This is a genomic window from Niallia sp. HCP3S3_B10, assembly GCF_052064465.1.
Taxonomy (GTDB): Bacteria; Bacillota; Bacilli; order Bacillales; family Cytobacillaceae; genus Niallia; species Niallia hominis.
In genome coordinates this window covers 17945-41529 of record NZ_JBQHVO010000003.1, presented here as the reverse complement: position 1 = coordinate 41529, position 23585 = coordinate 17945, and the positions used below count along the sequence as shown (strand labels likewise).

At 33.1% G+C, this 23585-nt stretch carries 25 protein-coding genes; 19 read left to right on the top strand and 6 right to left on the bottom strand.

What is annotated here, in order from left to right; genetic code table 11:
- Positions 1-24: 24 nt before the first annotated feature.
- Positions 25-819 (top strand): thymidylate synthase, encoded by a 795-nt coding sequence (locus ACTNDN_RS03075; protein ID WP_031538139.1) that lies wholly within the window; start codon positions 25-27, stop codon positions 817-819.
- Positions 816-1307, top strand: a complete 492-nt coding sequence (locus tag ACTNDN_RS03070) for a dihydrofolate reductase (RefSeq protein ID WP_031538138.1) — start codon at positions 816-818, stop codon at positions 1305-1307. Before ACTNDN_RS03075 ends, ACTNDN_RS03070 begins: the two co-directional genes overlap by 4 nt.
- 68 nt (positions 1308-1375) lie before the next feature.
- Here ACTNDN_RS03070 and trhA read toward each other — a convergent pair whose 3' ends face one another.
- Entirely contained in the window at positions 1376-2014 is a 639-nt protein-coding gene (gene trhA, locus ACTNDN_RS03065) for a PAQR family membrane homeostasis protein TrhA (RefSeq protein ID WP_031538137.1), read from the bottom strand.
- Between the two features lie 200 nt (positions 2015-2214).
- Here trhA and ilvA point away from each other — a divergent pair, with 200 nt between their 5' ends.
- The 5 genes from ilvA (at position 2215) to ACTNDN_RS03040 (ending at position 8837) form a co-directional block, all read left to right on the top strand.
- The gene (ilvA, locus tag ACTNDN_RS03060) at positions 2215-3480 is read left to right on the top strand and encodes a threonine ammonia-lyase IlvA (protein WP_031538136.1); all 1266 of its coding nucleotides are present in this window, start codon (positions 2215-2217) and stop codon (positions 3478-3480) included.
- A gap of 314 nt (positions 3481-3794) precedes the next feature.
- The gene (locus ACTNDN_RS03055; RefSeq protein ID WP_031538135.1) at positions 3795-4637 is read left to right on the top strand and encodes a DegV family protein; all 843 of its coding nucleotides are present in this window, start codon (positions 3795-3797) and stop codon (positions 4635-4637) included.
- Positions 4638-5634: 997 nt separating this feature from the next.
- Positions 5635-7242, top strand: a complete 1608-nt coding sequence (locus ACTNDN_RS03050) for a sensor histidine kinase (RefSeq protein ID WP_251629882.1) — start codon at positions 5635-5637, stop codon at positions 7240-7242.
- 193 nt (positions 7243-7435) lie between these two features.
- Positions 7436-8251: an SGNH/GDSL hydrolase family protein gene (locus tag ACTNDN_RS03045; RefSeq protein ID WP_251629883.1), complete on the top strand. Its 816-nt coding sequence runs from the start codon at positions 7436-7438 to the stop codon at positions 8249-8251.
- Between the two features lie 10 nt (positions 8252-8261).
- Complete coding sequence (locus ACTNDN_RS03040) at positions 8262-8837, top strand: YpmS family protein (RefSeq protein WP_031536010.1); 576 nt, start codon at positions 8262-8264, stop codon at positions 8835-8837.
- Positions 8838-8913: 76 nt separating this feature from the next.
- On the opposite strand, the gene ACTNDN_RS03035 is transcribed toward ACTNDN_RS03040, so the two are convergent.
- Entirely contained in the window at positions 8914-9672 is a 759-nt protein-coding gene (locus ACTNDN_RS03035; RefSeq protein ID WP_035416079.1) for a DUF4397 domain-containing protein, read from the bottom strand.
- A 382-nt stretch (positions 9673-10054) separates the two neighbouring features.
- Here ACTNDN_RS03035 and rsgA point away from each other — a divergent pair, with 382 nt between their 5' ends.
- The 3 genes from rsgA (at position 10055) to msrB (ending at position 12237) form a co-directional block, all read left to right on the top strand.
- The gene (gene rsgA, locus ACTNDN_RS03030) at positions 10055-11107 is read left to right on the top strand and encodes a ribosome small subunit-dependent GTPase A (RefSeq protein ID WP_031536006.1); all 1053 of its coding nucleotides are present in this window, start codon (positions 10055-10057) and stop codon (positions 11105-11107) included.
- Positions 11108-11275: 168 nt separating this feature from the next.
- Positions 11276-11809: a peptide-methionine (S)-S-oxide reductase MsrA gene (gene msrA, locus ACTNDN_RS03025; RefSeq protein WP_031536004.1), complete on the top strand. Its 534-nt coding sequence runs from the start codon at positions 11276-11278 to the stop codon at positions 11807-11809.
- Positions 11809-12237, top strand: a complete 429-nt coding sequence (gene msrB / locus ACTNDN_RS03020; protein WP_031536002.1) for a peptide-methionine (R)-S-oxide reductase MsrB — start codon at positions 11809-11811, stop codon at positions 12235-12237. Before msrA ends, msrB begins: the two co-directional genes overlap by 1 nt.
- Positions 12238-12505: 268 nt before the next feature.
- Here msrB and ACTNDN_RS03015 read toward each other — a convergent pair whose 3' ends face one another.
- The gene (locus tag ACTNDN_RS03015; RefSeq protein ID WP_441130766.1) at positions 12506-13579 is read right to left on the bottom strand and encodes a GDSL-type esterase/lipase family protein; all 1074 of its coding nucleotides are present in this window, start codon (positions 13577-13579) and stop codon (positions 12506-12508) included.
- A 226-nt stretch (positions 13580-13805) separates the two neighbouring features.
- Here ACTNDN_RS03015 and ACTNDN_RS03010 point away from each other — a divergent pair, with 226 nt between their 5' ends.
- Complete coding sequence (locus ACTNDN_RS03010; RefSeq protein WP_035416077.1) at positions 13806-14045, top strand: YozE family protein; 240 nt, start codon at positions 13806-13808, stop codon at positions 14043-14045.
- A gap of 438 nt (positions 14046-14483) precedes the next feature.
- Positions 14484-15194 carry a hypothetical protein gene (locus tag ACTNDN_RS03005; protein ID WP_031535996.1) on the top strand — a complete coding sequence of 237 codons (711 nt, stop codon included), beginning with the start codon at positions 14484-14486 and terminating at the stop codon, positions 15192-15194.
- Here ACTNDN_RS03005 and ACTNDN_RS03000 read toward each other — a convergent pair.
- Entirely contained in the window at positions 15186-15338 is a 153-nt protein-coding gene (locus ACTNDN_RS03000; protein WP_441130765.1) for a hypothetical protein, read from the bottom strand. The two genes, ACTNDN_RS03005 and ACTNDN_RS03000, sit on opposite strands and share 9 nt — an antisense overlap.
- Positions 15339-15557: 219 nt before the next feature.
- Here ACTNDN_RS03000 and ACTNDN_RS02995 point away from each other — a divergent pair, with 219 nt between their 5' ends.
- Positions 15558-15728, top strand: coding sequence for a YozD family protein (locus tag ACTNDN_RS02995; protein WP_065429127.1), 171 nt, complete (start codon positions 15558-15560; stop codon positions 15726-15728).
- A 119-nt stretch (positions 15729-15847) separates the two neighbouring features.
- Here ACTNDN_RS02995 and ACTNDN_RS02990 read toward each other — a convergent pair whose 3' ends face one another.
- Positions 15848-15973 (bottom strand): hypothetical protein, encoded by a 126-nt coding sequence (locus tag ACTNDN_RS02990; RefSeq protein ID WP_016203953.1) that lies wholly within the window; start codon positions 15971-15973, stop codon positions 15848-15850.
- Positions 15974-16216: 243 nt separating this feature from the next.
- Between ACTNDN_RS02990 and deoD the strand changes: the two genes are divergently transcribed.
- From deoD to ACTNDN_RS02965, 5 genes are all read left to right on the top strand, one after another.
- Positions 16217-16918 (top strand): purine-nucleoside phosphorylase, encoded by a 702-nt coding sequence (gene deoD, locus ACTNDN_RS02985; protein WP_235251648.1) that lies wholly within the window; start codon positions 16217-16219, stop codon positions 16916-16918.
- Positions 16919-17009: 91 nt separating this feature from the next.
- Complete coding sequence (locus tag ACTNDN_RS02980) at positions 17010-17867, top strand: M15 family metallopeptidase (protein WP_031535992.1); 858 nt, start codon at positions 17010-17012, stop codon at positions 17865-17867.
- Between the two features lie 154 nt (positions 17868-18021).
- Positions 18022-19494, top strand: coding sequence for a S41 family peptidase (locus ACTNDN_RS02975; RefSeq protein WP_284561834.1), 1473 nt, complete (start codon positions 18022-18024; stop codon positions 19492-19494).
- 96 nt (positions 19495-19590) lie between these two features.
- Positions 19591-20496: a CobW family GTP-binding protein gene (locus ACTNDN_RS02970; protein WP_031535988.1), complete on the top strand. Its 906-nt coding sequence runs from the start codon at positions 19591-19593 to the stop codon at positions 20494-20496.
- A gap of 137 nt (positions 20497-20633) precedes the next feature.
- Complete coding sequence (locus ACTNDN_RS02965; protein ID WP_441130764.1) at positions 20634-21455, top strand: hypothetical protein; 822 nt, start codon at positions 20634-20636, stop codon at positions 21453-21455.
- A 601-nt stretch (positions 21456-22056) separates the two neighbouring features.
- Here the strand turns inward: ACTNDN_RS02965 and ACTNDN_RS02960 are convergent.
- Entirely contained in the window at positions 22057-22302 is a 246-nt protein-coding gene (locus tag ACTNDN_RS02960) for a hypothetical protein (RefSeq protein WP_031535984.1), read from the bottom strand.
- Positions 22303-22799: 497 nt separating this feature from the next.
- Here ACTNDN_RS02960 and ACTNDN_RS02955 point away from each other — a divergent pair, with 497 nt between their 5' ends.
- Positions 22800-23573, top strand: a complete 774-nt coding sequence (locus ACTNDN_RS02955; protein ID WP_031535982.1) for a CAP domain-containing protein — start codon at positions 22800-22802, stop codon at positions 23571-23573.
- Positions 23574-23585: the final 12 nt, after the last annotated feature.

Below are 23585 nucleotides of genomic sequence, written 5' to 3'. Positions count from 1 at the left end.
AATTTAATATAAAGGGTGTATAAAATGAGACAATATTTAGATCTATGTAAGCATGTTTTAACAAATGGTGTAAAAAAAGAAGATCGAACTGGAACTGGAACTATTAGTACCTTTGGATATCAAATGAGGTTTGATCTTTCAGAAGGATTTCCATTAATTACAACGAAAAAGCTGCATTTACGTTCCATAATTTATGAGTTGCTTTGGTTTTTAAATGGCGATACAAATGTGAAATATTTACAAGATCATAATGTTCGAATTTGGAATGAATGGGCAGATGAGCAAGGTAACTTAGGCCCAGTTTATGGACATCAATGGCGCTCTTGGACGACAAGAGAAGGGAACACAATTGACCAAATATCTGAATTGATTCATGCAATCAAGACAAATCCAGATTCTAGAAGATTAATTATTAGTGCATGGAACGTTGGGGACATGGAGAAAATGGCTTTGCCACCATGTCATTGTCTTTTTCAATTTTATGTTGCAGATGGTAAATTATCTTGTCAACTGTACCAGCGTTCAGCAGATGTATTTCTTGGAGTGCCTTTTAATATTGCTTCTTACGCTCTGCTTACACATATGATCGCCCAAGTTTGTGATTTAGAGGTAGGAGAATTTATTCATTCCTTTGGAGATGTTCATATCTATACAAATCATGTTGAGCAGGTAAAACTTCAGTTAACGAGAGATCCAAAGACATTACCACAGTTGAAAATGAATAAAGACGTAAAAGATATTTTTTCCTTTAAATATGAAGATTTTGAAATCGTTAATTATGAAGCACATCCCCATATTAAAGGGGTGGTCAGTGTATGATTTCCTTAATTGTTGCAATGGATAGAAATAATGTTATTGGTTTGAATAATCAATTGCCATGGCATTTGCCAGAGGATTTAAAGTATTTCAAAAAAATAACGACAGGGCATCCAATTGTGATGGGGAGAAAAACAAGGGACTCAATCGGCAGAAATCTTCCAAATCGTGAAAATGTCGTTATTACGAGAAATCAAGGGTATATTTGTGAAGGATGTACAATATTCTATTCGATTGATGAATTTTATAAATGGAGTAAAGCCCATCAGGAGGAAGAAATATTTGTAATTGGTGGTGCTGAGCTTTTTGCAGAAACATTAAGCGAAACAGACCGATTATACATTACACGAATCGACCATGAATTTGAAGGAAATACCTTTTTTCCTGCTTTAAATTGGCATGAATGGAAACTTGTAAGTGAACAAAAAGGGATAGTAAATGACAAAAACTTGTATCCTCATGTGTTTTATGTCTATGAAAGAGCGGAATAATAAGAAAAAGGAAGGCGAATTCGCCTTCCTTTTTCTTATAGAAAGATTGTAGTAATCTTTTATATTAATTAAACATAGAGATATACACAAAAATACATTAAAGCACTGCCAGCTAAAACAAAAATATGCCAAATGGCATGAAAGTAGGGGATTTTTTGCATGACATAAAATACACTACCAACAGTATAAAGCAGGCCACCTCCAATGAGAAACAGGAAACCAGTCATTCCAATTGCATGATAAAGTGGCACGATTGCCATCACAATTAGCCAGCCCATAATAACATAGAGGATTGTTGATGTTACAATATATTTTTTGACATAGTAACATTTAAAGACAATCCCAATAATAGCTAATGCCCAAACAATCCCAAAAAGGGTCCAGCCTAAGCTACCACGAATGGCAACTAAAACAAAGGGAGTATATGTTCCTGCGATTAGAAGATAGATGGATGAATGATCCAATATCTCGAAAAAATCCTTTACTTTTTCATGGGTAATACTATGCAATAATGTGGAGCATAGATAGAGGATAATCATGGAAGCACCAAAAATGGAAAAACTTACAATTCTCCATGGGTTAGCAGTTTCAGCTGCATTTAAAATAAGCATTACTAAAGCGGGAATGCTCATAAGTAATCCAATACCATGGGTTATACTGTTGGCTATCTCTTCTTTTAGCGAAAAATCTTTTATTGAAAAATTCATAAATGAAAGTCACTCCTTATTCTTTCATTGTAAGGTATTACTTCCATAAAAACAAACAAATACAGCGATGAATTTATTGGGAAAAATTCTACGCAATCAAAATATATGAAAAAAAAGAAAATTTAAAATTTTATTAGGAGAAAGCGAAAAATTCATGGTATAATGTACGAATTAAAATGGTTAGAAATGAGGGTGTGGAAATGGAACAAAATGTAATGAAAAAATGGGTGCAATTGGAGGATATTATTATTGCATACCAAGGAATTAAAGACATAGTAGCCCATACTCCCTTACAAAAAAATTATCGATTATCTGAAAAATATGATTGCAATGTTTATTTAAAAAGGGAAGATCTACAGCATGTGCGTTCCTTTAAATTAAGGGGTGCATTTTATTCGATGAAGATGCTAGAAATAGAAAAAATGAAAAATGGTGTTGTTTGTGCAAGTGCAGGAAACCATGCTCAAGGTGTAGCATATTCTTGTCGTTATTTAAATGTTCATGGGAAAATTTTCATGCCAGCTACAACGCCTAAACAAAAGGTTACGCAGGTTAAAATGTTTGGGAAGGAAAATGTGGAGATTATTTTAACTGGTGATACATTTGATGATTCCTATGTAGAAGCAGTTGCTTGTGCAGAAGCAGAAGAAAGAGCATTTATTCATCCATTTAATGATGAGAATGTCATTGCAGGGCAAGGAACGATGGCCATTGAAATGATGAATGATATTGATGTTCCAATTGATTATGTTTTTGCAAGCATTGGTGGCGGCGGTTTAATGGCAGGATTAAGTACATACATGAAAAGCGTTTCTCCATTAACTCAAATGATTGGTGTGGAGCCAGCTGGTGCACCTTCGATGAAAGAAGCCTTAATTAGAAATAAGGTAGTAACACTAAATAAGATTGATAAATTTGTTGATGGTGCAGCAGTCAAAAGTGTTGGACAAAAGAATTTTGAAATCTGTAGAGATTATGTTGATGATATTGTTTTAGTGCCTGAGGGAAAAGTTTGTACGTCTATTCTTTCTTTATATAATGAGCATGCTATCGTTGCCGAACCAGCAGGAGCTTTGCCAGTTGCTGCCCTCGATTTATATAAAGAAAAGATAAAAGGGAAAAACATTGTACTTGTAATTAGCGGTGGAAATAACGATATTGATCGTATGCAGGATATTAAAGAACGTTCTCTACTATATGAGGGATTGTTATATCACTTCATTGTAAATTTCCCCCAAAGAGCAGGTGCGCTTAGAGAATTTTTAGATGATGTGTTAGGACCCGATGATGATATTGTCCGGTTTGAATATGCCAAAAAGAATAATAAAGAGAATGGTCCAGCGCTTGTTGGCTTAGAGCTGAAGAATAGGGATGACTATAAAGGACTAATTGAAAGAATGGATAAAAAAGGTTTTCCTTACACGGAAGTGAATAGAGATTCTAATTTATTTCATTTGCTCGTCTAACATCTAAAGTAATCGGTAATGGCCATGCGTGAGAAATTTAATCATGCATGGCCATTTTTTTAACTATTTTTAACATGAAACAAGGACAAGTAGAAATAATTTTCTAAATGCGTACACATATTTTATTCTTAAAGAAACATCAAGGATATGTGATAAAATTCACAGGTTACGAAAAGTATAATTTGTGGTATAGTGAATAGTATATGCTCAAAAAATAAAATCAATAGAGTGAGCATAGGAAAATCCTAAAAAATAAATGTATAATAAAGTAAGCGTTTTAATGAAAAAATGAATGACAAATAGGGACGTGTGAAATGAAAAAAATTAAAATTGTAACAGATTCAACAGTTGATTTATCGAAGGAAATATTAGAAAAATATGAAATTGAGGTAATATCTTTATCAATTTATATTAATAATAAATCATATTTGGATAGGGTGGATATTACCCCTGCTGAATTTATTGATAAAATGATGGAATCAGATGAATTGCCTAAAACTTCACAGCCTTCTGTTGGCACTTTCATTGAAAAATATGATGAACTTGCTGATAAAGGGTATGATATTATATCCATTCATATGACAGGCGGTATGAGTGGGACGGTAGAATCAGCTAAAAGTGCGAGCCAATTAACAAAGGCGAGTGTCTTTGTAGTAGACTCTGAGTTTATTTCAAAGGGGTTATCTTTTCAAGTATTAGAAGCTGCAAAAATGGTGCAAAATGGACATAATGTAGCGGAAATATTGCAAAGATTAAATCATGTGAAAAAGCATACGAAACTTTTTGTAGTAGTCGATACATTAGAGAATTTAATGAAGGGCGGAAGAATTGGAAAAGGAAAAGCTTTTCTAGGCTCTTTACTAAATATTAAGCCAATCGCGACGCTTGAGGAAGGTGTATATACACCTATTGCAAAAGTTAGAAGTCGCTCCCAAGCAGTAAAGTATTTAGTAGGTGCATTTGTAGAAGACAGTCTTGGCAAGAAAATTAAAAGTGTAGGAATTACACATGCTGGTAGTCTTGAAGTTGCCATTAAATTGAAGGAAGCAATAGAAAAGGCCACTGGATTTAATAAAGTGGATATAGATTATACTACACCTGTTATTTCAACACATACAGGACCCGGAGCTATTGGTTTCAGCTACTATATTGAATAGCAATCTTACCAACTTGATAAGATTTTAGATGCATTTATAAAAGAGGCTGGGACATAAGTATTTCAATCAACAACAAACACGAACTATAATGTAATTTAATTACATTATAGTTCGTGTTTGTTTTTTTAGAAAAAGGTTTAAAAACGAAGTGAAATGGAGCGGAGGACGCTCGACTCCTGCGGGAATAAGAGACGCTTTAGACCCCGCAGCGCAGCGAGGAGGGCACTGAAAAAGTCTAGTTCTCCAAATAAAATGAGGTTTTATTTATTTGAAAGCGAATAATAAGTTGGTTTGGAGAGGTGTCCGCTCGACTCCTACGGGAGATGCGAGAAAGTCCGAGACCCTGCAGGAGCGTAGCGACGAAGCGGCTCGGCGCTCGCCCCGTGGAAAGCGAGCGGTAAGCCTCGGAAAACAAAAGCCTACACTAAGTTAGAATGGTTTGGTAACTACCGATTCACCAGGTAATTCACTTTTTCAGTGGCCACGCAGCGAGGAGGCTCAGCTTCCTCCCCGGCGCATCGACCGTCTGTAGCGCAATTGAACGACTTAATTTTTACACTTAACTAGATTTAAAAACATAGATAACCATCATGAGAAAGTAGCTTTATTTAAGAGATAAAATTAAAGATTGTTCGTCTTTAAAGATTAGTTATTTAGTTTTGTCCCAGCTTCTTTTATTCTGACAATAGTGGAAAAAAAGGAAATAAATCTTCTATGACAGGTGAACGTATTTGTAGAAAATGGGAGAAATGAAACTAGAGAAGTGGATTCAGGCTGCGACTCTTAGCAACAAACTTTACAAAACTTAGCCTATTAAATAAAAAAATGGAGTAATTAAAGGGAATTTAAGCGAAAATGTCGAATCAAGTTAATAATTATATTTACGTACACTTATAAGTAAAGCAGTGTATTTAATTGTGAAATTGTGTGTTAAAAGCATTAGATATAACCTTATTGACTGATACAGACCAAGGAATATAAGAAATAGGTGGCCAGTATGATAAAAAAAATATGTAATATTCCGTTTGTGAATAAAAAACAAGTAGTATCTTTTTTTCTGCCTTTTTTCCTTTTAATTCTTTTTATGACATTCATTTTTTATTTTCATTATCAAGATTTAAAAATACATGTTGAAAATGATGGAGAAGAAGTTTTAACTTCATTAAGTAACAATGTTTCTTTTCAAATGAAATTATGGAAAAGTAATACTTCTAATCAAATTTTACAAAACGTGATCCATTCAACTGATTTTAACAATAAACTTTCAGAGATGCCGGAGAATATATATATATCAATAATAGAAGAAAATGAAGAACAGGCTCCTATAGCAGTTATTTCTCCCCAAGATTTAAAATTGGAAATCAATTATGTTAATACTTTAGCAGATAAAGCAATGGACGTTTACAATAAATCAATTGCATCGCATGATATGCAGCATAGTAGCATATACAGATTAAAGGAAGAGTATTATATGAGTTCCTTTACACCTATTAATGATGAAAATGGACAATTAGTCGGAATTATAGGGATGGACACGAAGATCAATGATCAATTCATTTTTTTTAAGAAGATAATCATTCAAACTGGTTTGTTTATTTTAATAAGTTATTTAATGATTTTTCTATACTTAAGAAGGTGGTTAAATAAAGTTCTTCGTCCTATAAATCAATTGATGATAAGTTTAAATGAATTAAGTTTCGGGAACTTCGAAGTAAAAATGGAATTAAGTGGAAATAAAGAATTGCAAAGCTTAATGCGAAATTTTAATGAAGTCGTTGATAATCTTGCCTCTCTTTTTTACAGATTGACAAATACGGCAAAGGAGCTTGGTACAATATCTAAGGATTTTCAATTAACAACAATGGAAGAAGCACTTAAGCAAATGGATAATATTGTCGAATCGATGAAGATGAATCGTGAGCTGCAAAAGGCAGAGAAAATGAATGCCGTTGGCCAGCTTGCGGCATCTGTTGCCCATGAGATCAGAAATCCAATGACGGTTGTCAAAGGTTTTTTACAAATATTTCATGCGAAAGAACATATGAGTGAAGAAGAAAGAACCTATATTAAATTGATGATTGAAGAAATGAATAGGGCCGAAACAATAATTAATGATTATTTATCACTAGCAAAGCCTGACGTTGAACAATCAAAGAAGATTGACGGAGCAGATTTAGCAAATAAAGTCATCGATCTAATGCATTCTTATGCAATGCTAAGTAAGGGAATTCACTTTAAGAAGAATATACAGCAAGTATACATAGAAGCTAATAATAATGAATTGAAGCAGGTATTAATAAATATTTTAAAAAATGCAATCGAAGCGATGAAAAATGGAGGGACTATAACCATTAATCTATATTCAACAATGAATGATGGCGTGTTTGAAATAGAGGACACTGGAATTGGAATGACAGATGAGGAGGTAAATCGGTTAGGAACAGCTTTTTATTCATTAAAAGAAAAAGGAACGGGAATGGGATTAATGGTCTGTTATCAAATGGTAGAACAAATGAAGGGCCGGATTGAAGTACAAAGTGAGAAGGGAAGAGGGACAATATTTAAGATTTATATCCCACTTTCTAAAAAGGATAGTCATAGTTGAGTTTAGACATGCAGCAATTCTACTTTAAATAAAAACGCTAAAATAAGAAGTGAAAAAGAGAGAAAGCGTTTCACTTTTTTTAAAATCGAATAATATGAATATAGGTAGGCTATTGGTAAAAAAATAAGTGCATAAAATAATTTCGAAACCTTATCAGTATGCTATACTATAAAAAATGAAGGTAGGTGAAAGAATGAAAAAACCATTTACCTTCCTTGTTTTATTATTCTCTCTTTTGATGCTTGTTTCCTGCTCTAATCAGACGCTCTATATTAAGGAAAAAGATGTTGTAGTGACCGAAAAAAAGGACATTCCGGTAAGTTTTTTACCACAGGAAATGTCCATAGTATCTGTTGGAGATTCCCTTACACAAGGTGTTGGTGACAGCACTGGAAAAGGAGGGTATGTTCCTTATCTGCAAGATTTACTTGAAGAAACAAAGGGAGTAAATAAAGCAGATTTTGTTAATTATGGAGTACGAGGCAACAGGTCAGATCAATTATTAAAAAGAATTAAAACAGAGGAAGTAAGCAAAGCAATCCAAAAAGCAGATGGAGTCATAATAACTATTGGTGGAAATGACATTATGAAAGTAGTAAGAAATAATTTCACCAATTTACAAGTGGAATCCTTTAATGAACAATTGAATGAATATGAAAATAACCTATACGAAATACTGTCAAATGTACGGACTAACAATTCTAATGCAGTAATTATATTGGTAGGAGTATACAATCCTTTTATTAAGATGTTTTCAGATATAAAAGAAATGAATCAAATTGTTACAGATTGGAATAACACGAGCGAAAAAGTATTAGCAGAATATGATCATACTTATTTTGTAAGCATTGAAAGTATTTTTGAAAATCCGACATCAGATTTATTGTATGAAGATTATTTTCATCCTAATGACCAGGGATATAAGCTCATAGCAGAGGCTATCTATAATAAAATGTTAACAGCACCGTTAGCGGATATACTAGAGAATTTGCAAACAGAAGAGAATTGAGGAGAAAAGGTTGTTTAACAATAAATGGAAAGTAGCTTTTTTAACATTATTAGGTGTTCTATTACTTAGTATTATTATTTTAGCGATTATGATATTTAGACCAGTTGAGAAGTCAACAATCGTGAAGAAAGAACAGCGAGAAGAAGTTCCTTTTGCGGTAACGACAAATCGTGAGGATTTAACCAAGTTAATAAATCACTATTTAGAACAAGAAGGATTAAATGGCCCCATTCATTATGAAATAAATATAGCAGATCAAGTAGAGTTATATGGAACATTACCAATTTTTAATACTGATATTCAAATGAAATTAACATTTGAACCAATAGCATTGGAAAACGGTGATTTATTATTAAAACAAAAAGAAATTAGCATTGGTCAGCTGCCATTGCCAGTTTCATACATCATGAATTTTATCGCTAACCAATACAATTTCCCAGAATGGGTTGATATTCAACCGAGTGATGAAGAAATATATGTTCATTTAACCGATATGGACTTAAAAAATGGGATGCAAGTTGAAATGAGTACGTTTGATTTAGAACAAAATAATATTCAATTTAACTTATTGCTGCCAACGGAATAGAAACTTAAAAAAGGCTAATCCTTTAAACGCTCATTGGAAATTTGTTTGTATGAGCTTTAAGGATAGCCTTTTTTTGTTAACAGGAAAAGAGAAGCAATTCACTACTTTTGTCTTCCGCTCCATTAACAATAAAGGCCGTATATGCTTTATCAGCTTCCAGCCTTATCGCAGGAAATGCTTGGATTACTTCCTTTGTTTGTGATTTTCTTGCTTCTAAAAAGACGGTCATTGGATACAATCCTAAGTAAGAAGTTGCCCCTTTATAATGGATGGAGGGAAAGACGACATCCCCTTTTTGAACGGCAATATCAATTGGTGGTAAGTTGTCTGCAAGTTGAACAAATCGTAATTTTGTTTCATTAGGAGGTACTACTGGATATTCAGGATAATCATGTAGTTTAAGCTTATTATCTACTCCACCAATTGCAAAAGTATGGTAAACATTACTCTCTACATTTATTTTCTGACTACATAATGTATCAATCATTTTTCCAGTTTCATAAATATCTATTTGGTATTTTCCTGCAGGTATGGTTAAATCATTGCTCATTGTTTTAAAGGAGACGTCTTTAAACATACGCATCCCATTTAGGTAAATATCGACATTTTCGGTAGCCAGGGAACCATTTAATATTCTTATTTTTCCATATTCCTTTTGACGTTGGATATCTGGCACTATTGCAGATTTACTTTCATGATTAAAAGCACTTTTCAAGCTTTGAAGATGTTTATGATAGTAATAAACATGTAATTCTGGATTAGTATATTTATAATAATCACTTAATACATTATACATACCAGCTTCTTGTATTGAGTGATTTTGATCTTGGGTCATTCTACTCACTCCTCGGAATAATAATTTTTTCAGTGTATATGAAATACCATATTTAAGAATCTTTCTGAGAATAGAATATGCCAAAGATTAGGGAAAGTGCCTAAGGAATAAGGAGAAAATAGCTTTACAATTAGTTAGAAAATTTATATAATAAAGATATTGATGAAAGGAGGCTGATGTATTATGAGCAAAATTATTTTATTCCACGTAAATAGCTTATATAGCATACAGCCCAGACGGTTACAACCATAAGTTCGTATTAAAGTTCCTATTTTTTTAATAATAGGACTAATCGATTTATTATGGTGGATTTTTAAATGTTTGTTAAAAACCATGGGCTGTATCATGGTTTTTTATTATGTAAACATTTGGAGGTCTATTGATGGAGTTAATAAAAATTGGGTATAACAATAAGATAAAAGAACAATTTGAAAAGGCAGCAAAGACAAATCAAATAATCGGCAGAATTTCGCTAGAGCATAAAAGGATGTATCGAGTATGGTCCGTTTTTGGAGAGCTATTATGTGAAGTATCTGGTAAATTAGCTTTTGATGCTCAATCAAGGGAAGAATATCCTGCTGTAGGAGATTGGGTTATCGTTTCTCCAAGAAAAGAAGAAAGAAAAGGAACAATTACTGCTATTTTGCCGAGAAAAAGCAAATTTTCTAGAAAAGTTGCTGGTAATAATACGGAAGAGCAAATAGTTGCAGCGAATGTTGATACAATCTTTTTGGTCTTTTCGTTAAATGAAGATTTGAATGTAAGAAGATTAGAAAGATATTTAACTTTAACATGGGAGAGTGGAGCAAATCCTGTTATTGTTTTAACCAAAGCCGATCTAGCTGTTGATATAAAAGAAAAAATAATGCTAGTAGAAGGTGTTAGTTATGGTGTCCCTATTGTTACAATAAGTGTTGTAAATAATTTGGGATTAGATGAACTGCAAACATATCTTCTTCCAGGAAAAACGATCGCCTTACTAGGTTCTTCAGGTGTTGGTAAATCGACTTTAACTAATTATTTGATTGGGTTTGAAAAGCAGGAAGTACAGGAAATTAGAGGTTCGGATGCAAAGGGAAGGCATACTACAACTAATCGTGAGATGGTATTATTACCTAACCATGCGATCTTAATTGATACACCAGGAATGAGGGAACTTCAATTATGGAATAGTGAAGATGGCATTTCTAACAGCTTTTCGGAAATAGAACAGCTTTCATCTAGTTGTAAATTTAGAGATTGCCAGCATGAAAAAGAGATTGGCTGTGCAGTAAAATTAGCGATTGAAAAGGGAGAATTGAAGGAAGAAAGACTGCAAAGCTATAAAAAATTATTGCGAGAATTAGCTTTTTTAGAAAGACGACAGGATAAGAAAGCACAGTCTGAAGAAAAGAAAAAATGGAAGAACATGACAAAGCAATCCAAAAAAAGATAATTTTCCACCATTAAAAGGTAAAGTCCTAGCATAATTAGTGCAAGGACTTTACTTTCCACTAAAGCCATTATTTTTGCATATTTCTCTCTTAAACATTAAGCTAATAGTGTGAAATGATCAAGATAAGGGAATATAAAGAGAAGAATGTTTTTTAAAGGGGCTGTTTTAATGGAAAAGAAAACGGAATTAGCAACATTTGCGGGGGGGTGTTTCTGGTGTATGGTTAAGCCCTTTGATCAAGAGCCTGGAATTATAAAGGTTGTTTCTGGTTATACAGGAGGCCATAAAGAGAACCCAACTTATAAAGAAGTATGTTCAGAGACTACTGGACATTATGAGGCTGTCCAAATTACATATGATCCGAGTGTATATTCGTATGAAAAACTGCTTCGTATATACTGGCAGCAAATTGACCCAACAGACGCCGGTGGACAGTTCTTTGACCGTGGTCTTTCTTATCAAACGGCGATATTCTATCATACGGAAGAACAAAAGCAATTAGCGGAAGAATCAAAGCAGCAATTAGAGGCAAGTGGAAAGTTCAATAAGCCGATTGCTACAAAAATACTGCCTGCTTCTACCTTCTATCCTGCAGAGGATTATCATCAAGCATATTATAAAAAGAATCCTGAACATTACAATCGTTACCATATCGGTTCAGGACGTGCAGCCTATATTCAAGAGAATTGGAGAGATAAGTAATGGAAAAAGACAAATTAAAGGAAAAATTATCCCCTATACAATATGAAGTTACCCAAAATAATGGAACAGAGCCGCCGTTTCATAATGAATATTGGAATGAATTTTCAGAAGGTATTTATGTAGATGTTATTTCTGGCAAGCCTTTGTTTAGTTCTCTCGATAAATACGATGCTGGTTGTGGCTGGCCAAGTTTTACAAAGCCAATTGATGAAGAAGAATTAATGGAGAAAAAAGATATTAGTCATGGGATGATTCGGACAGAAGTAAGAAGTAAAGAAGCTGATTCTCATTTAGGTCATGTATTTAATGATGGACCGAATCCAACAGGTTTGCGATATTGTATGAATTCAGCTGCAATGAAGTTTATTCCAAAAGAAGAATTAGAAGAAAAAGGATACGGAAAGTATTTGCGATTATTTGAAAAATAGGAAGACACAGGGATAAAAGTATTCCAACCAAATATAAACCCGAACAATTATACGGAGATGTTAATTGAAATTTCGTATAATTGTTCGGGTTATTTTATTTTTGAGGTGGTCTGTGTTTGTGAACCGGCTGATGCTTAAGATCGTGCGCTACAGAAAGCAAAAGTCTATAGCTAATGGAACGCATTTTTCTCTACTTGACTTTTTAAACCATAATAAAATATTTGATATCAGCTGTTGTCCAAACCTCATTTTTTTCCTTTAAATAAAGCTAATTCGTAATGATGGAAGAAATTTGGATAAGTTGTTGATCTGTAATATTATATCTAGATTTGTCAGCAGAAATTTGAAATTTAACAGTATGATCTTTATTGGTTAATCCACTTGTTACATATAAAGACCTTTCTTTCTTAAATGGCCACCATGTTGAAATAGTGGTTTCATAGTTATCATCAATAAATACATCCATCTTTCCACCTTTTTCACTTCTAATCACGTTTACACCTAAAAATGATCCAGAGAATTGATATTCTATAGTGGAACCAATTTGATTTGAGGTATAATTACCTTTTTTATTTTGAAAAGATGGATCAATAGAGCGATAAGAATAATTCGTATTCATTTCTAAACTACTTACCTCATTCACAGGGATGGAAGAAGTAAGCACTTTTTTATCTTTGCGTATTGCTGTATCGATTGTTTGGATTATTTCTTGAGCATATAAATAGTAGCCATAATCATTTGGATGTACAAGGTCATTTGTTAATCGTTCAGTAGATAGCCGAGAATTTCGAAATGGAATTCTCATATCGATGTTTGTAGCATAATAGTCTTTTGAAAGCTGTTTAATAACATCAATAAATTCCTCGTTATCCAAACTACTTTCGGTAATGGTAATTAACTCAGCATGGGGAAATCGGATGACAATTTCATCTAATAAGGATTGATATAAGAAATAAAATTGCTTGTTATCCATATATTTACGATCATTTTCTCCAAAAACAATGAAGACTAGATCTATATCTTTAGACAAGTTATTCTTCAATTTATAAAGTCCTTCAAATGCTGTAGCACCGCTTTGAACAACTAAATGCCTAGAAAAGGCGCCACCGTATTTTTTCGTTAAACCTCTTTCTACTAGTTGAAACCATTTATGTTGATTATTGCTAGCACCTGAGCTACGTCCTATACTATCGCCGACAATTAAGTAGTTCACCTTTTTACCATCGGCTATTTTTTCATAGACATTTCTTTCCGGTTTTTTCGAATGAATTAATAAATACAGCATGCCAAGAATGGCGATAAAAATAAGAGAGTAAATAAAATATTTAATTCCTTTCTTCATCTTTCTTTTTTATTTTCCCTCCTTATATAATAGAGATCCTTTTTTATTCTGTTCATTAAATTACCCTACTAAAGGATAAGCTAAGCATTTCTACTGACAAAAGAATGACTTTTTATAAAATAGACAAACAAATAGATTTTCTTTGGAAATTGGCCGTATCGCTTGCACCATTATTTCCATTTATGTATAGTATACGTTATATCTATTGATCGAGGAAGGTGAGATCTTGACTAAATCCTTTTATCATTTTCTAATGAAGTTTCGGCACCCTGAACCAAATGATCAAATTAGCGAATTTGCAAATGACGCTTATCTTGATCATGATTTTCCTAAAAATAGCTTTGATTATGACGAAATTAGTGATTATTTAGAATTAAATGGGCACTATCTTCCAAGTATGCGCGTTTTTGATGAGGCTTGGGAGCAATACTTATTTCAAGAAGAAAAGAAAAATTACAGCTATTGAAAACATCCGGCAAGAATTTGTTTGGGTGTTTTTTGTTGGGTTTTTTTCAAAGTAACTGCCTTTTTCTAAGAATTATATATCCTAAATGAAAAAAGGAAGAGCTACTGCATGTACTTAAACGTAAGAATGTATTCTTCCTATTGACATACAGACATATAATGAATAAAAAGTTTTAAAGTAAAAGGAACTACTGGATTTTAGGATACATGAATTTTTATGAGCGAATAGCAGATAAGTGCATATGATAATAGAAACAAAAGCGAAAGTGAAAGTGTAGACGAACAAAAAAGGATGAAAATTAAATGGTGACTGAAGATAGGATTATATTCCTTTAATATCCCCCATCTTCATTTGATTACATGTTCTACTCAAGAGTGTGGGGGAAAACCGCATAAGTAGGCAATGCCACACAATCTTGTTTAGAGAGGATCAGTAATTATGACGAATCGAAAAAAACCTAAATTCAAAATTGGTGATACAGTTGTAATCACGATATATGGTACAGTAGGTAAAATTACCGATGTGAAATATTTAGATCAAATGCATGTATATGAAGTAAATAAAAGTGAAGGATTATATTTAGAATCCAGTCTACAGATGCTGTCTGAATATGAAGGAGAAATAATGGATTCAGAGAAAATCGATATAGAGTATCGCTTCTTTATTGGTGATTTAGTGAAAGTAAAAGGATATGGTTCAAACCTTTTTAAAATTATGGGATTTCGGACAGAGATTTGGAGATATAAGTCAGATGCTTGGGAAGACGTCATTTACGAGCTTTCTAGAGTTAGTGATGGTGAATGGTTAGAGGCAGGAGAAGATGAATTAACGTTAGTGGCAGATGCAGATAGTGCTGATTCATTTATACAAAAATTAGGGCTTTTATATATAATGGATAAAAAACAAAAGTCCATCGATCTTAAAAAATCAAGTAGCTCCTTCCATCAGACAGAAAAAGAATTGTTAGAAAGAACAAAGGAGAAGAAAGAGCTTATTGATGGTTTGTTAGATATATATAATGATTACAGAATTCTTTATTCGTTATTTAAAGACGCTGAGTATGAACAAGTAATGAAGTTAACTCTTCGTAAATTGAAGCTATTAAGCAACAGATCGGATAAGGACAATGGAACCAAAAATTTAGAATAATAGGTAGATAAACATCGGTACACTGCTAAGTAGAAGTAGGGTAAAGAGCTTTTTTAAAAGGGAATGAAGAATAGTAAGGATCTCACTGTTTTCATTATTCAAATCTACTTTTATATCTTCGACTATATATTGGATTTTATTCATAATAGGATGCCTCCCTTTTTTTACTAAAACTATATGTATAAGCTCTAATAAACATGTCTATTTTTTAAACTTATCTGGAGGATATTTTTTAATTGCGTTCATTATTTGGCATTGTAGATATTTCTTCTTGAAATAAAGTCAGTTTTATCAGATAATTTTATTATGAAAGCATTTTTTTTTTAGATGTCACATATATTCTTTAAAAAGGGGGCGATAGGCTTGAAAGAAATCGACGTGATTATAGATACTGAGGAAATAGCAGAGTTTTTCTTTCGTGAGCTATTAAAAAGGGGATTCGTTCCTACTGAAGGTGAAATGGAAGAATTGGCTGACATTACATTTGAATATTTATTGGAAAAATGCATAATTGATGAGGAACTTGATGAATAAAAAAATAAGAATGGTGAGGTTAAATCCTTGCCCTTTCTTTATGTAAGTAAATGAATTTTTGAAGCGCTGACTTTCTTCTCCCTATTTAATGGAGAAGAAAGTCAGCGCTTTTTTAAAAACTATCTTTTCCGACCTGTTGCAGAATATTCTTTTCCATGTGCTTCGTGCTCAGCAATAATCGCTTCTTTTGGTATATGATTATTTTTCTTTGGAGAATTTATACGATTTCGATGCTTTTTTCCCATTATAATCCTCCTCTTAAGCATTTATCATTATCATTTACTTGCTTTCAAACAGTTAGATAATCTGTTTTCCTTCCTAGTAGAGGAAAACTAATTTTAGTATAACCTTTTAAAAAACAGTTATGCTAAAATTAAATATGTTTTACAGCATATTAGAATATGATATAGTACAAATAGTGAAGTTTTCATAAGTATGATATATTTGAGTAGGAATATTGAAAAGAGTATCAATTGGAGGAAATACTAATGAGTGTACATATTGGTGCAAAAGAACATGAAATTGCAGAAACAGTTTTACTACCAGGAGATCCATTAAGAGCAAAATACATTGCTGAAAATTTCCTGGAGGACGCTAAATGCTATAATGAAGTCCGTAATATGTTTGGATACACTGGAACATATAAAGGGAAAAGAATTAGTGTACAAGGGACAGGAATGGGTGTTCCATCTATTTCTATTTATATTAATGAGTTAATTAGTAGCTATAATGTACAAAATTTAATTCGTGTTGGTACATGTGGAGCCATTCAAAAGGATGTAAAAGTAAGAGATGTCATTCTTGCGATGAGTGCTTCAACTGACTCTCAAATGAATCGTTTAACATTTGGTGGTGTAGATTATGCGCCAACAGCTGACTTTGATTTACTAAAAAAAGCATATGACAGTGGACTTGAAAAAGGACTATCTTTAAAAGTAGGAAATGTATTTACTGCAGATATGTTTTATAATGATAATTCTGAGTTAGAGAAATGGGCTAAGTATCAAATTCTTGCTATCGAGATGGAATCAGCTGCACTTTATACTATCGCTGCTAAATTTAATCGTAAAGCTCTATCTGTTTTAACAGTAAGCGATCATATATTAACTGGAGAAGAAACAACGGCACAGGAAAGACAATCAACATTCAATGAAATGATCGAAGTGGCTTTAGAAGCTGCAATTAAATAAAAATAGTATAGATTATATAAAGGTATGCTTTGGCATACCTTTATATAATCATTTTAATGAGAAAATATAAAAGGTTTGTAAGGTGACATAAATGAAAAGATCAGTAACCATCCCTGCACTAGCAATAGCAACGCTTATGCTAACGGGATGTGAAAAAGTTGATTTTTCATCCCTCAAAGATAAAATTTCTTTTTGGGACGAAAAAGCGGATGAGCAAGATAGCGGAAACCAGGTTAACGAAGAGGAGCAAGAGAAGGAAGAGCAACAAACTCCTCCTGAAGAGGTCGAAGAAGAAGAATATCCATGGACATTAGAATCGATCTTTTTTAACGAAATTAAAGTTGTAGATGGAAGAAATATTATTCAAAATCCAATGAATATTGTATCACTTGTCAATAAAGAATTTGGATTGCCAGATGGATATATACCAGAAGATTTAGTCCGACCAAATGTGGAATTTTCGTTTGGTAATCAGGATATTGAAAAAAGTTATATGCGAGAAGAAGCTGCTAAAGCCTTGGAAGACATGTTTAATGGGGCAAAGAAGAGTGGCATAACCCTTTACGCAGTTTCAGGTTACCGTTCTTATGATCGTCAAACAGTCTTATTTGGTGCAGAAGTGGACCGAGTAGGAGAAGAAAAGGCGGTACAAGCAGTTGCTTATCCTGGTAATAGTGAGCACCAAACAGGACTAGCTATGGATATTTCAAGCAAAAGTGCAGACTTTTTATTAACAGAAGAATTCGGAGAAACGAAAGAAGGAAAATGGTTAAAGGAAAATGCTCATCTATATGGATTTATACTGCGTTATCCTGAGGGAAAGGAAAGTATAACGCAGTATAAATACGAACCATGGCATTTCCGATATGTGGGGAAAAAATCTGCAAAAGATATATATGAAAATGACTGGACATTAGAAGAATACTTCAAAGTTGTTCGAAAAATCTAATGAAGAATACAGGAAAGGAGTGGGATCCTACATTATTCCTTTTCTGTAGTTCTATAGGAGAAGCTTTCTCATATTTGATTAAATAAAAATAAAAATGGTATTCTATTTTTATACATAGTGTATAACTCTCTTGGAAACGAAAGTGGTGAGGCATTTGGATAACGAAAAAAACAGTAATGAAAAGGAATTAGAACAAGAAAGTGGACAAGGATATATAAAAATAAAAAAGTTTTATTTTGTCATGCTTTTATTTGTTGTTGTAATTGCAGCAGCAGGTATAACTACAATTGCTTTTTCTTTTGGCGAGGAACCTGCTGTAACTGTAAATAATCAACGAGATGAATTTAATAAATTGTATACAGCGTATGATACATTAATGGATGATTATTATAAGGATTTAACTTCGGAGGATTTAGTTAATGGTGCTATTGATGGAATGTTCACAGCACTAGATGATCCATATTCTGATTATATGAATGAGGAAGAAGCCGCAAGTTTTCAAGAAAGTATCTCTTCTTCTTTCGAAGGAATAGGTGCTGAAATTCAGGAACAAGATGATAGCATCGTCGTCGTATCACCCATTAAAGGTTCTCCAGCTGAAAAGGCTGGAATTAAGCCGAACGATAAAATTCTAACAGTAGACGGGAAATCTCTACAAGGTATGAGTTCTTCTGAAGCAGTTCTGTTAATACGTGGTGAAAAAGGAACAAAAGTAGATTTAGAAATAGAACGTGCAGGTGCAAGTGATCCATTAAAAATAACAATCACAAGAGATACGATTCCGATTGAGACAGTTTATGGAGAAATGGAAAAAGATAAAATCGCTAAAATACAAATAACAAGCTTTTCAGAACATACAGCGTCAGAATTAGTTGAAATCTTAAATAAATACCAGGAAGAGGGTATGGAAGGAATTGTCCTCGATTTAAGACATAATCCTGGTGGGATACTTGAAGAAGTGAAAAAAATTGCAGATCTCTTTGTTCCAAACGGAGAAATTATTTATCAAATTGAACATAAAAATGGTACGGTTGACAAAGTTACCTCTCAAAATAGCAACAATATGGATATTCCGCTTGTTGTGCTCATTGACGGAGGAAGTGCAAGTGCTTCTGAAATTTTAGCTGGTGCTGTTAATCAATCTGCAGACGTTCCATTAGTTGGTGTTAAATCGTTTGGAAAAGGAACTGTCCAACGTGCAGAGAGCTTTACAGATGGAAGCAATATTAAGTATACAATTGATAAGTGGCTAACTCCTAATGGCAGCTGGATACATGAAAAAGGAATTGAGCCAACCTATAAAGTGGAGCTTCCAAGCTATGCAAGCCTTACAATGATCAATCCTGAAAGTAAATTGAAAAAAGGCAGTAATTCAGAAGAAGTTAAAATAGCACAAGAAATGCTAAAAGCATTAGGGTATGAAATAGACAATACCAATGGTTATTTTGATGAAAGTACTGAAAAAGCAACAAAAGAGTTCCAAAAGAAAGAAAAATTAAAAGAAGACGGAGTTATTACTGACAAGACAACTACGCAATTAATGAATAAACTTAGTGAAAAACTCCAAAAATCAGATACACAAATGAATAAAGCAATAGAAGTATTAAAAAAGGAAATGGAAAAATAAGCTTTAACATCGAAGAATAGGGTGACAATTTGTCATCCTCTTTTTCATAGGCTGTTTTCAATAGTAAAAAGACAATAGTTAAAGGATGTTATAAAGATGAAACAGACAGATATCTATGTATTATCCGGTTTTCTAGGCAGTGGAAAAACTACGTTATTAAAGGAAATTTTAAAAAAAGAAAAGGAAATTGGACGAAAAGTAGCCGTCTTAATGAATGAATTAGGTAAAGTATCGATTGATTCGAATGAAATAGAGGAAGATATTCCTTTAAAAGAGTTACTCGGAGGATGTGTGTGCTGCACTATACAAGATGAGGTGGAAGCCCAAATTCAAACATTATTAATGGAAGAAAAACCAGATGTGATATATTTCGAGACAACAGGAGCTGCACATCCAGTAGAAACGATCGATGGAATTCTATCTCCCATTTTCGCAGATCGTCTTCGATTTAAAGGGATAATAACAGTAATAAATGGAAAGCAGTGGATAGAGCGAGCTACATTAAACGCCCCAGTTCAACAGCTAATCTTGGAGCAAGCCAGACATGCTAGTTTATTAATCATTAATAAAGAAGATCAATTGACGGAAGCAGAAAAAGCAAAAATTAGTTTTGAACTTCAATCCATTTCCCCACATGCATTTACTATATTAACAACCTTTTCAAAATTTCCATTTGAAAAATTACTGGAAATGAATACACAGGTTTACGATAACGTACAAAAAACGTCAATCCATAAATTACACTTGAGTACTTTTGTGTATACGTTTAAAAAAATGATTGCTGCAGATGAATTTGAAACCTTTTTAAGAGAGCTTCCAGATACGATTTATAGAATAAAAGGATATGTTCAATTTCACCAAGCAAAATATCCAGATTTGTTTCAATACTCATATGGAATGCCTTTATTCATGCAAGAAGACATGAAAATGCCATTAAATATGGTATTTATAGGGGAAAACATAGACTGGAAATTGGTTGAAGAATCACTAAATAAATTATAAGATATTGGTTTTTTTAGCAAGGATCCTTTCATATAATATAGTTTGGTAATTGTTAGCAATGAGTAAAATAGAATGAGTACAGTAGAGAAAAAGGGGCAAACTTTCATTATTCAAATAAAAGTGAATGGGGGTCCTTTGTGTACAGAAAAATTTTATTTATGGTTATATGTTATCAATTTTTGGTTTCTGCGATTTCAGTGCGAGCTGCAGAAGAAGAAATAACCTCTCCTATTAGTTTTGATATTCAACTGTTAAATTGGAATACAATAAATGAAATGATTCCTAGATACAGTAAGTTTACCATTATTGATATAGAGACAAAGAAGCAGTTTAAAGTACAACGGAGAGCTGGAAGCCAGCATGCTGATGTGCAGCCTCTAAGTGTGAAGGATACAAAGATAATGAAAGAAATATATGACGGAAAATGGAGCTGGCGAAGAAGAGCGATTCTTATAATGGTAGATGACCAATTGTTTGCTGCATCGATGCATGGGATGCCGCACGGCGCAGGTGCTTTAAATAACGATTTTCCTGGTCATTTCTGTGTGCACTTTTTAGGGAGTACCACACATAAGACAGAGAAGATGGACTTTTCCCATAAATTAATGGTGTATAAGGCTGCTGGCCATTTAAAAGAGTATTTAGAGCAGATGAATCCTAGCGAGGTTGCCAAAGCGTATACTGCTGGATTAAAGGAAAAGGATACTACCATTTTGCGGTACATTTCAACGAAACAGGAATGGTGGACAGCGTTAGAACCAATCAAAAATATAAAAATTAATCGATTACAAGAGCCTGACCACCAACAGTTTGAACAAGTATTACAAATTGATCTTCCAATTGATTGGAATATTTACGTAAAGAACGAGAAACCAAAAAGTATAAACAAGGAGCTAGTAATAATCAGAAGCTCCCCACTAGAACCTTGGAAGGTTAAAGTAGAAGAACCATTATTTTAATAGCTATAAATAATGCTCCTTCTCATATTGTTTATCTATGGATTTTAAAAAAGTCGTTCTATTGGCTATAGATGCAGACATTCGTTCATGCAGAGGAGGAAACTATGCCTCCTCTCTGCATGAACGACAGGACGGGGGCTATAGCCTTTCCTCTATTGAGGCAATAGCTCGCTTTCAAATAAATAAATCCTCGTTTAAGGAGAACTATACTTATTCAGTGTCTTCTCCTCCTTTCAACTTAGTTTTTAAAGTGTCTTTTTCAATAAAAGAAAAGACCACTAATTAAGGGGAAAAACAGAGCAGCCTGAATACCACTCTCCCCTTGGAAAGCAAAGTGGTATTCAGGCTGTAGGTATAATAATAGACCTCCCGTTATTGTATTCCTTTTAAGTAAAATACTTTTGTACCATAACTCCTCTTTTTTGAGTAAACTCAATTGTTACCACTTTTATTGGCGACAGGACTATTACCTTTTGCTTTTGAACGTAAGATAGGTAGTTTAACTGTCCGTTATTCTGAATTTTCATCTACTCTAATCTTACAGTGGGGAACGAAGGGAAATCCCCACACAAGTTTCACTTTACTGAAAGGTTACTTTTCGTTATCCCTTCATTTCTCCAAACTTAATAAATGTATTTTCGTCTTCCACTAAGCCGCAAGCAGCACACTGAATTCGATATTCTGGTCCAGAATAACCCATATGGAAAGGAGATAGGTTATCAGATGAATATTCCTCCATAACATTACCTGTTTGTGGATCTAATTTAACTGATTGAGAAACTTGCTTAATAATATTAAAGCGACTTCGATTCGTCTTGCAATTGGGGCAGCAATACGGTGTATTCATATCATTACTCCATTCTTTATAAGATATTATTCCTAATTATATTTCCAATCTTATCGTTTTTTTATGCATATAGCAGAAGTAGAAATAAGGAATCATCCTTTTTTACTCATTAATACAAATAGTTCTTTAAGCTCCCACTGTAACAACTTGTACATTTTTGTTAACACATTGACTTTAATGTTATTTTCATTCGAAAAAAAAATGTCTGTCAAGCATCATTTGTTGTCCAAAATATAGGTTTCTATAATATAATTCCTATTAATGGTTTTTTTATCCATTCTATTTATGGATAAAATAAAGGATATATTTTGGTTGATGTATCTATTATTCTATTCATTTTCCTGTTTTTTCCTATATACATTCTTTGTTATCTAACAACTAATTGGTTTTTTTATCCAAAAATATGACAAAAAACCTATGTTATGATTTTCGTAGTAAGTCGAAAACAACAAAATCTATTAAACTTTCGATTTGGACAACTAAGGAGGAAATATAGAATGAAAAAGAAAAATTTAATTTTTTCAGTAGCGGCAGCAACAACATTGATGGCAACTCCACTAGCAAGCAAAGCAGAGGCTGCTACAGTTCAACCAAAAGAGGCAAAGGTAATCTATCAATCATATAATCTTTCAGAAGAGCAACTTAATAAAATAGTAAATGATTTTTCTAGTAATTATCAAATTGATTTGGATAAAGTATGGAGTGAATGGAAAGAGTCAATTGGAAAACAACAAACATATCAATCTGAAAACAAACAAACGGAAGTTAAGAAGGATAATACAGAACAAATAGACAAAAAAAACCAAGAGCAATCAAAGCCTGAAACAACTACTTCACAAAATAATAAGGTAGCTGAACCTACTAATAATAAGGTTGAGGATGCAACTGCTTCGGTAAGCGCTTTTGAAAAAGAAGTAGTAGAATTAACTAATAAAGAAAGAGCTAACTATGATTTACCAGCCCTTACTTTAGATAGCGAATTAAGTAAGGTTGCTAAAGCAAAGTCACAAGATATGAGTACAAATAATTATTTTGACCATACAAGCCCAACCTATGGCAGTCCCTTTGACATGATGGAGCAATTTGGCATCACGTATAAAGCGGCAGGAGAAAATATTGCCAAAGGCCAAAAAACACCAGAAGAAGTAGTAAAGGCATGGATGAATAGTGAAGGACATCGTGCAAATATTCTAAGTGATAAATTTACACATATAGGTGTTGGATATGTTGAAAATGGAAGTTATTGGACACAGCAATTTATCGGAAAGTAACACCAATAATAT

Bases quoted from the DNA above. Each gene is read 5' to 3' on its own strand.
- ACTNDN_RS03000 (WP_441130765.1), bottom strand. From the start codon at position 15,338: ATGAATAAAATCCAATATATAGTCGAAGATATAAAAGTAGATTTGAAT.
- ACTNDN_RS03045 (WP_251629883.1), top strand. From the start codon at position 7,436: ATGAAAAAACCATTTACCTTCCTTGTTTTATTATTCTCTCTTTTGATG.
- ACTNDN_RS02990 (WP_016203953.1), bottom strand. From the start codon at position 15,973: ATGGGAAAAAAGCATCGAAATCGTATAAATTCTCCAAAGAAAAATAAT.
- ACTNDN_RS03035 (WP_035416079.1), bottom strand. From the start codon at position 9,672: ATGACCCAAGATCAAAATCACTCAATACAAGAAGCTGGTATGTATAAT.
- ACTNDN_RS03070 (WP_031538138.1), top strand. From the start codon at position 816: ATGATTTCCTTAATTGTTGCAATGGATAGAAATAATGTTATTGGTTTG.
- rsgA (WP_031536006.1), top strand. From the start codon at position 10,055: ATGGAGTTAATAAAAATTGGGTATAACAATAAGATAAAAGAACAATTT.
- ACTNDN_RS02960 (WP_031535984.1), bottom strand. From the start codon at position 22,302: ATGAATACACCGTATTGCTGCCCCAATTGCAAGACGAATCGAAGTCGC.
- ACTNDN_RS03050 (WP_251629882.1), top strand. From the start codon at position 5,635: ATGATAAAAAAAATATGTAATATTCCGTTTGTGAATAAAAAACAAGTA.
- ACTNDN_RS02955 (WP_031535982.1), top strand. From the start codon at position 22,800: ATGAAAAAGAAAAATTTAATTTTTTCAGTAGCGGCAGCAACAACATTG.
- ilvA (WP_031538136.1), top strand. From the start codon at position 2,215: ATGGAACAAAATGTAATGAAAAAATGGGTGCAATTGGAGGATATTATT.
- ACTNDN_RS03055 (WP_031538135.1), top strand. From the start codon at position 3,795: ATGAAAAAAATTAAAATTGTAACAGATTCAACAGTTGATTTATCGAAG.
- msrA (WP_031536004.1), top strand. From the start codon at position 11,276: ATGGAAAAGAAAACGGAATTAGCAACATTTGCGGGGGGGTGTTTCTGG.
- deoD (WP_235251648.1), top strand. From the start codon at position 16,217: ATGAGTGTACATATTGGTGCAAAAGAACATGAAATTGCAGAAACAGTT.
- ACTNDN_RS02980 (WP_031535992.1), top strand. From the start codon at position 17,010: ATGAAAAGATCAGTAACCATCCCTGCACTAGCAATAGCAACGCTTATG.
- ACTNDN_RS02970 (WP_031535988.1), top strand. From the start codon at position 19,591: ATGAAACAGACAGATATCTATGTATTATCCGGTTTTCTAGGCAGTGGA.
- ACTNDN_RS03015 (WP_441130766.1), bottom strand. From the start codon at position 13,579: ATGAAGAAAGGAATTAAATATTTTATTTACTCTCTTATTTTTATCGCC.
- ACTNDN_RS03075 (WP_031538139.1), top strand. From the start codon at position 25: ATGAGACAATATTTAGATCTATGTAAGCATGTTTTAACAAATGGTGTA.
- ACTNDN_RS03005 (WP_031535996.1), top strand. From the start codon at position 14,484: ATGACGAATCGAAAAAAACCTAAATTCAAAATTGGTGATACAGTTGTA.
- trhA (WP_031538137.1), bottom strand. From the start codon at position 2,014: ATGAATTTTTCAATAAAAGATTTTTCGCTAAAAGAAGAGATAGCCAAC.
- msrB (WP_031536002.1), top strand. From the start codon at position 11,809: ATGGAAAAAGACAAATTAAAGGAAAAATTATCCCCTATACAATATGAA.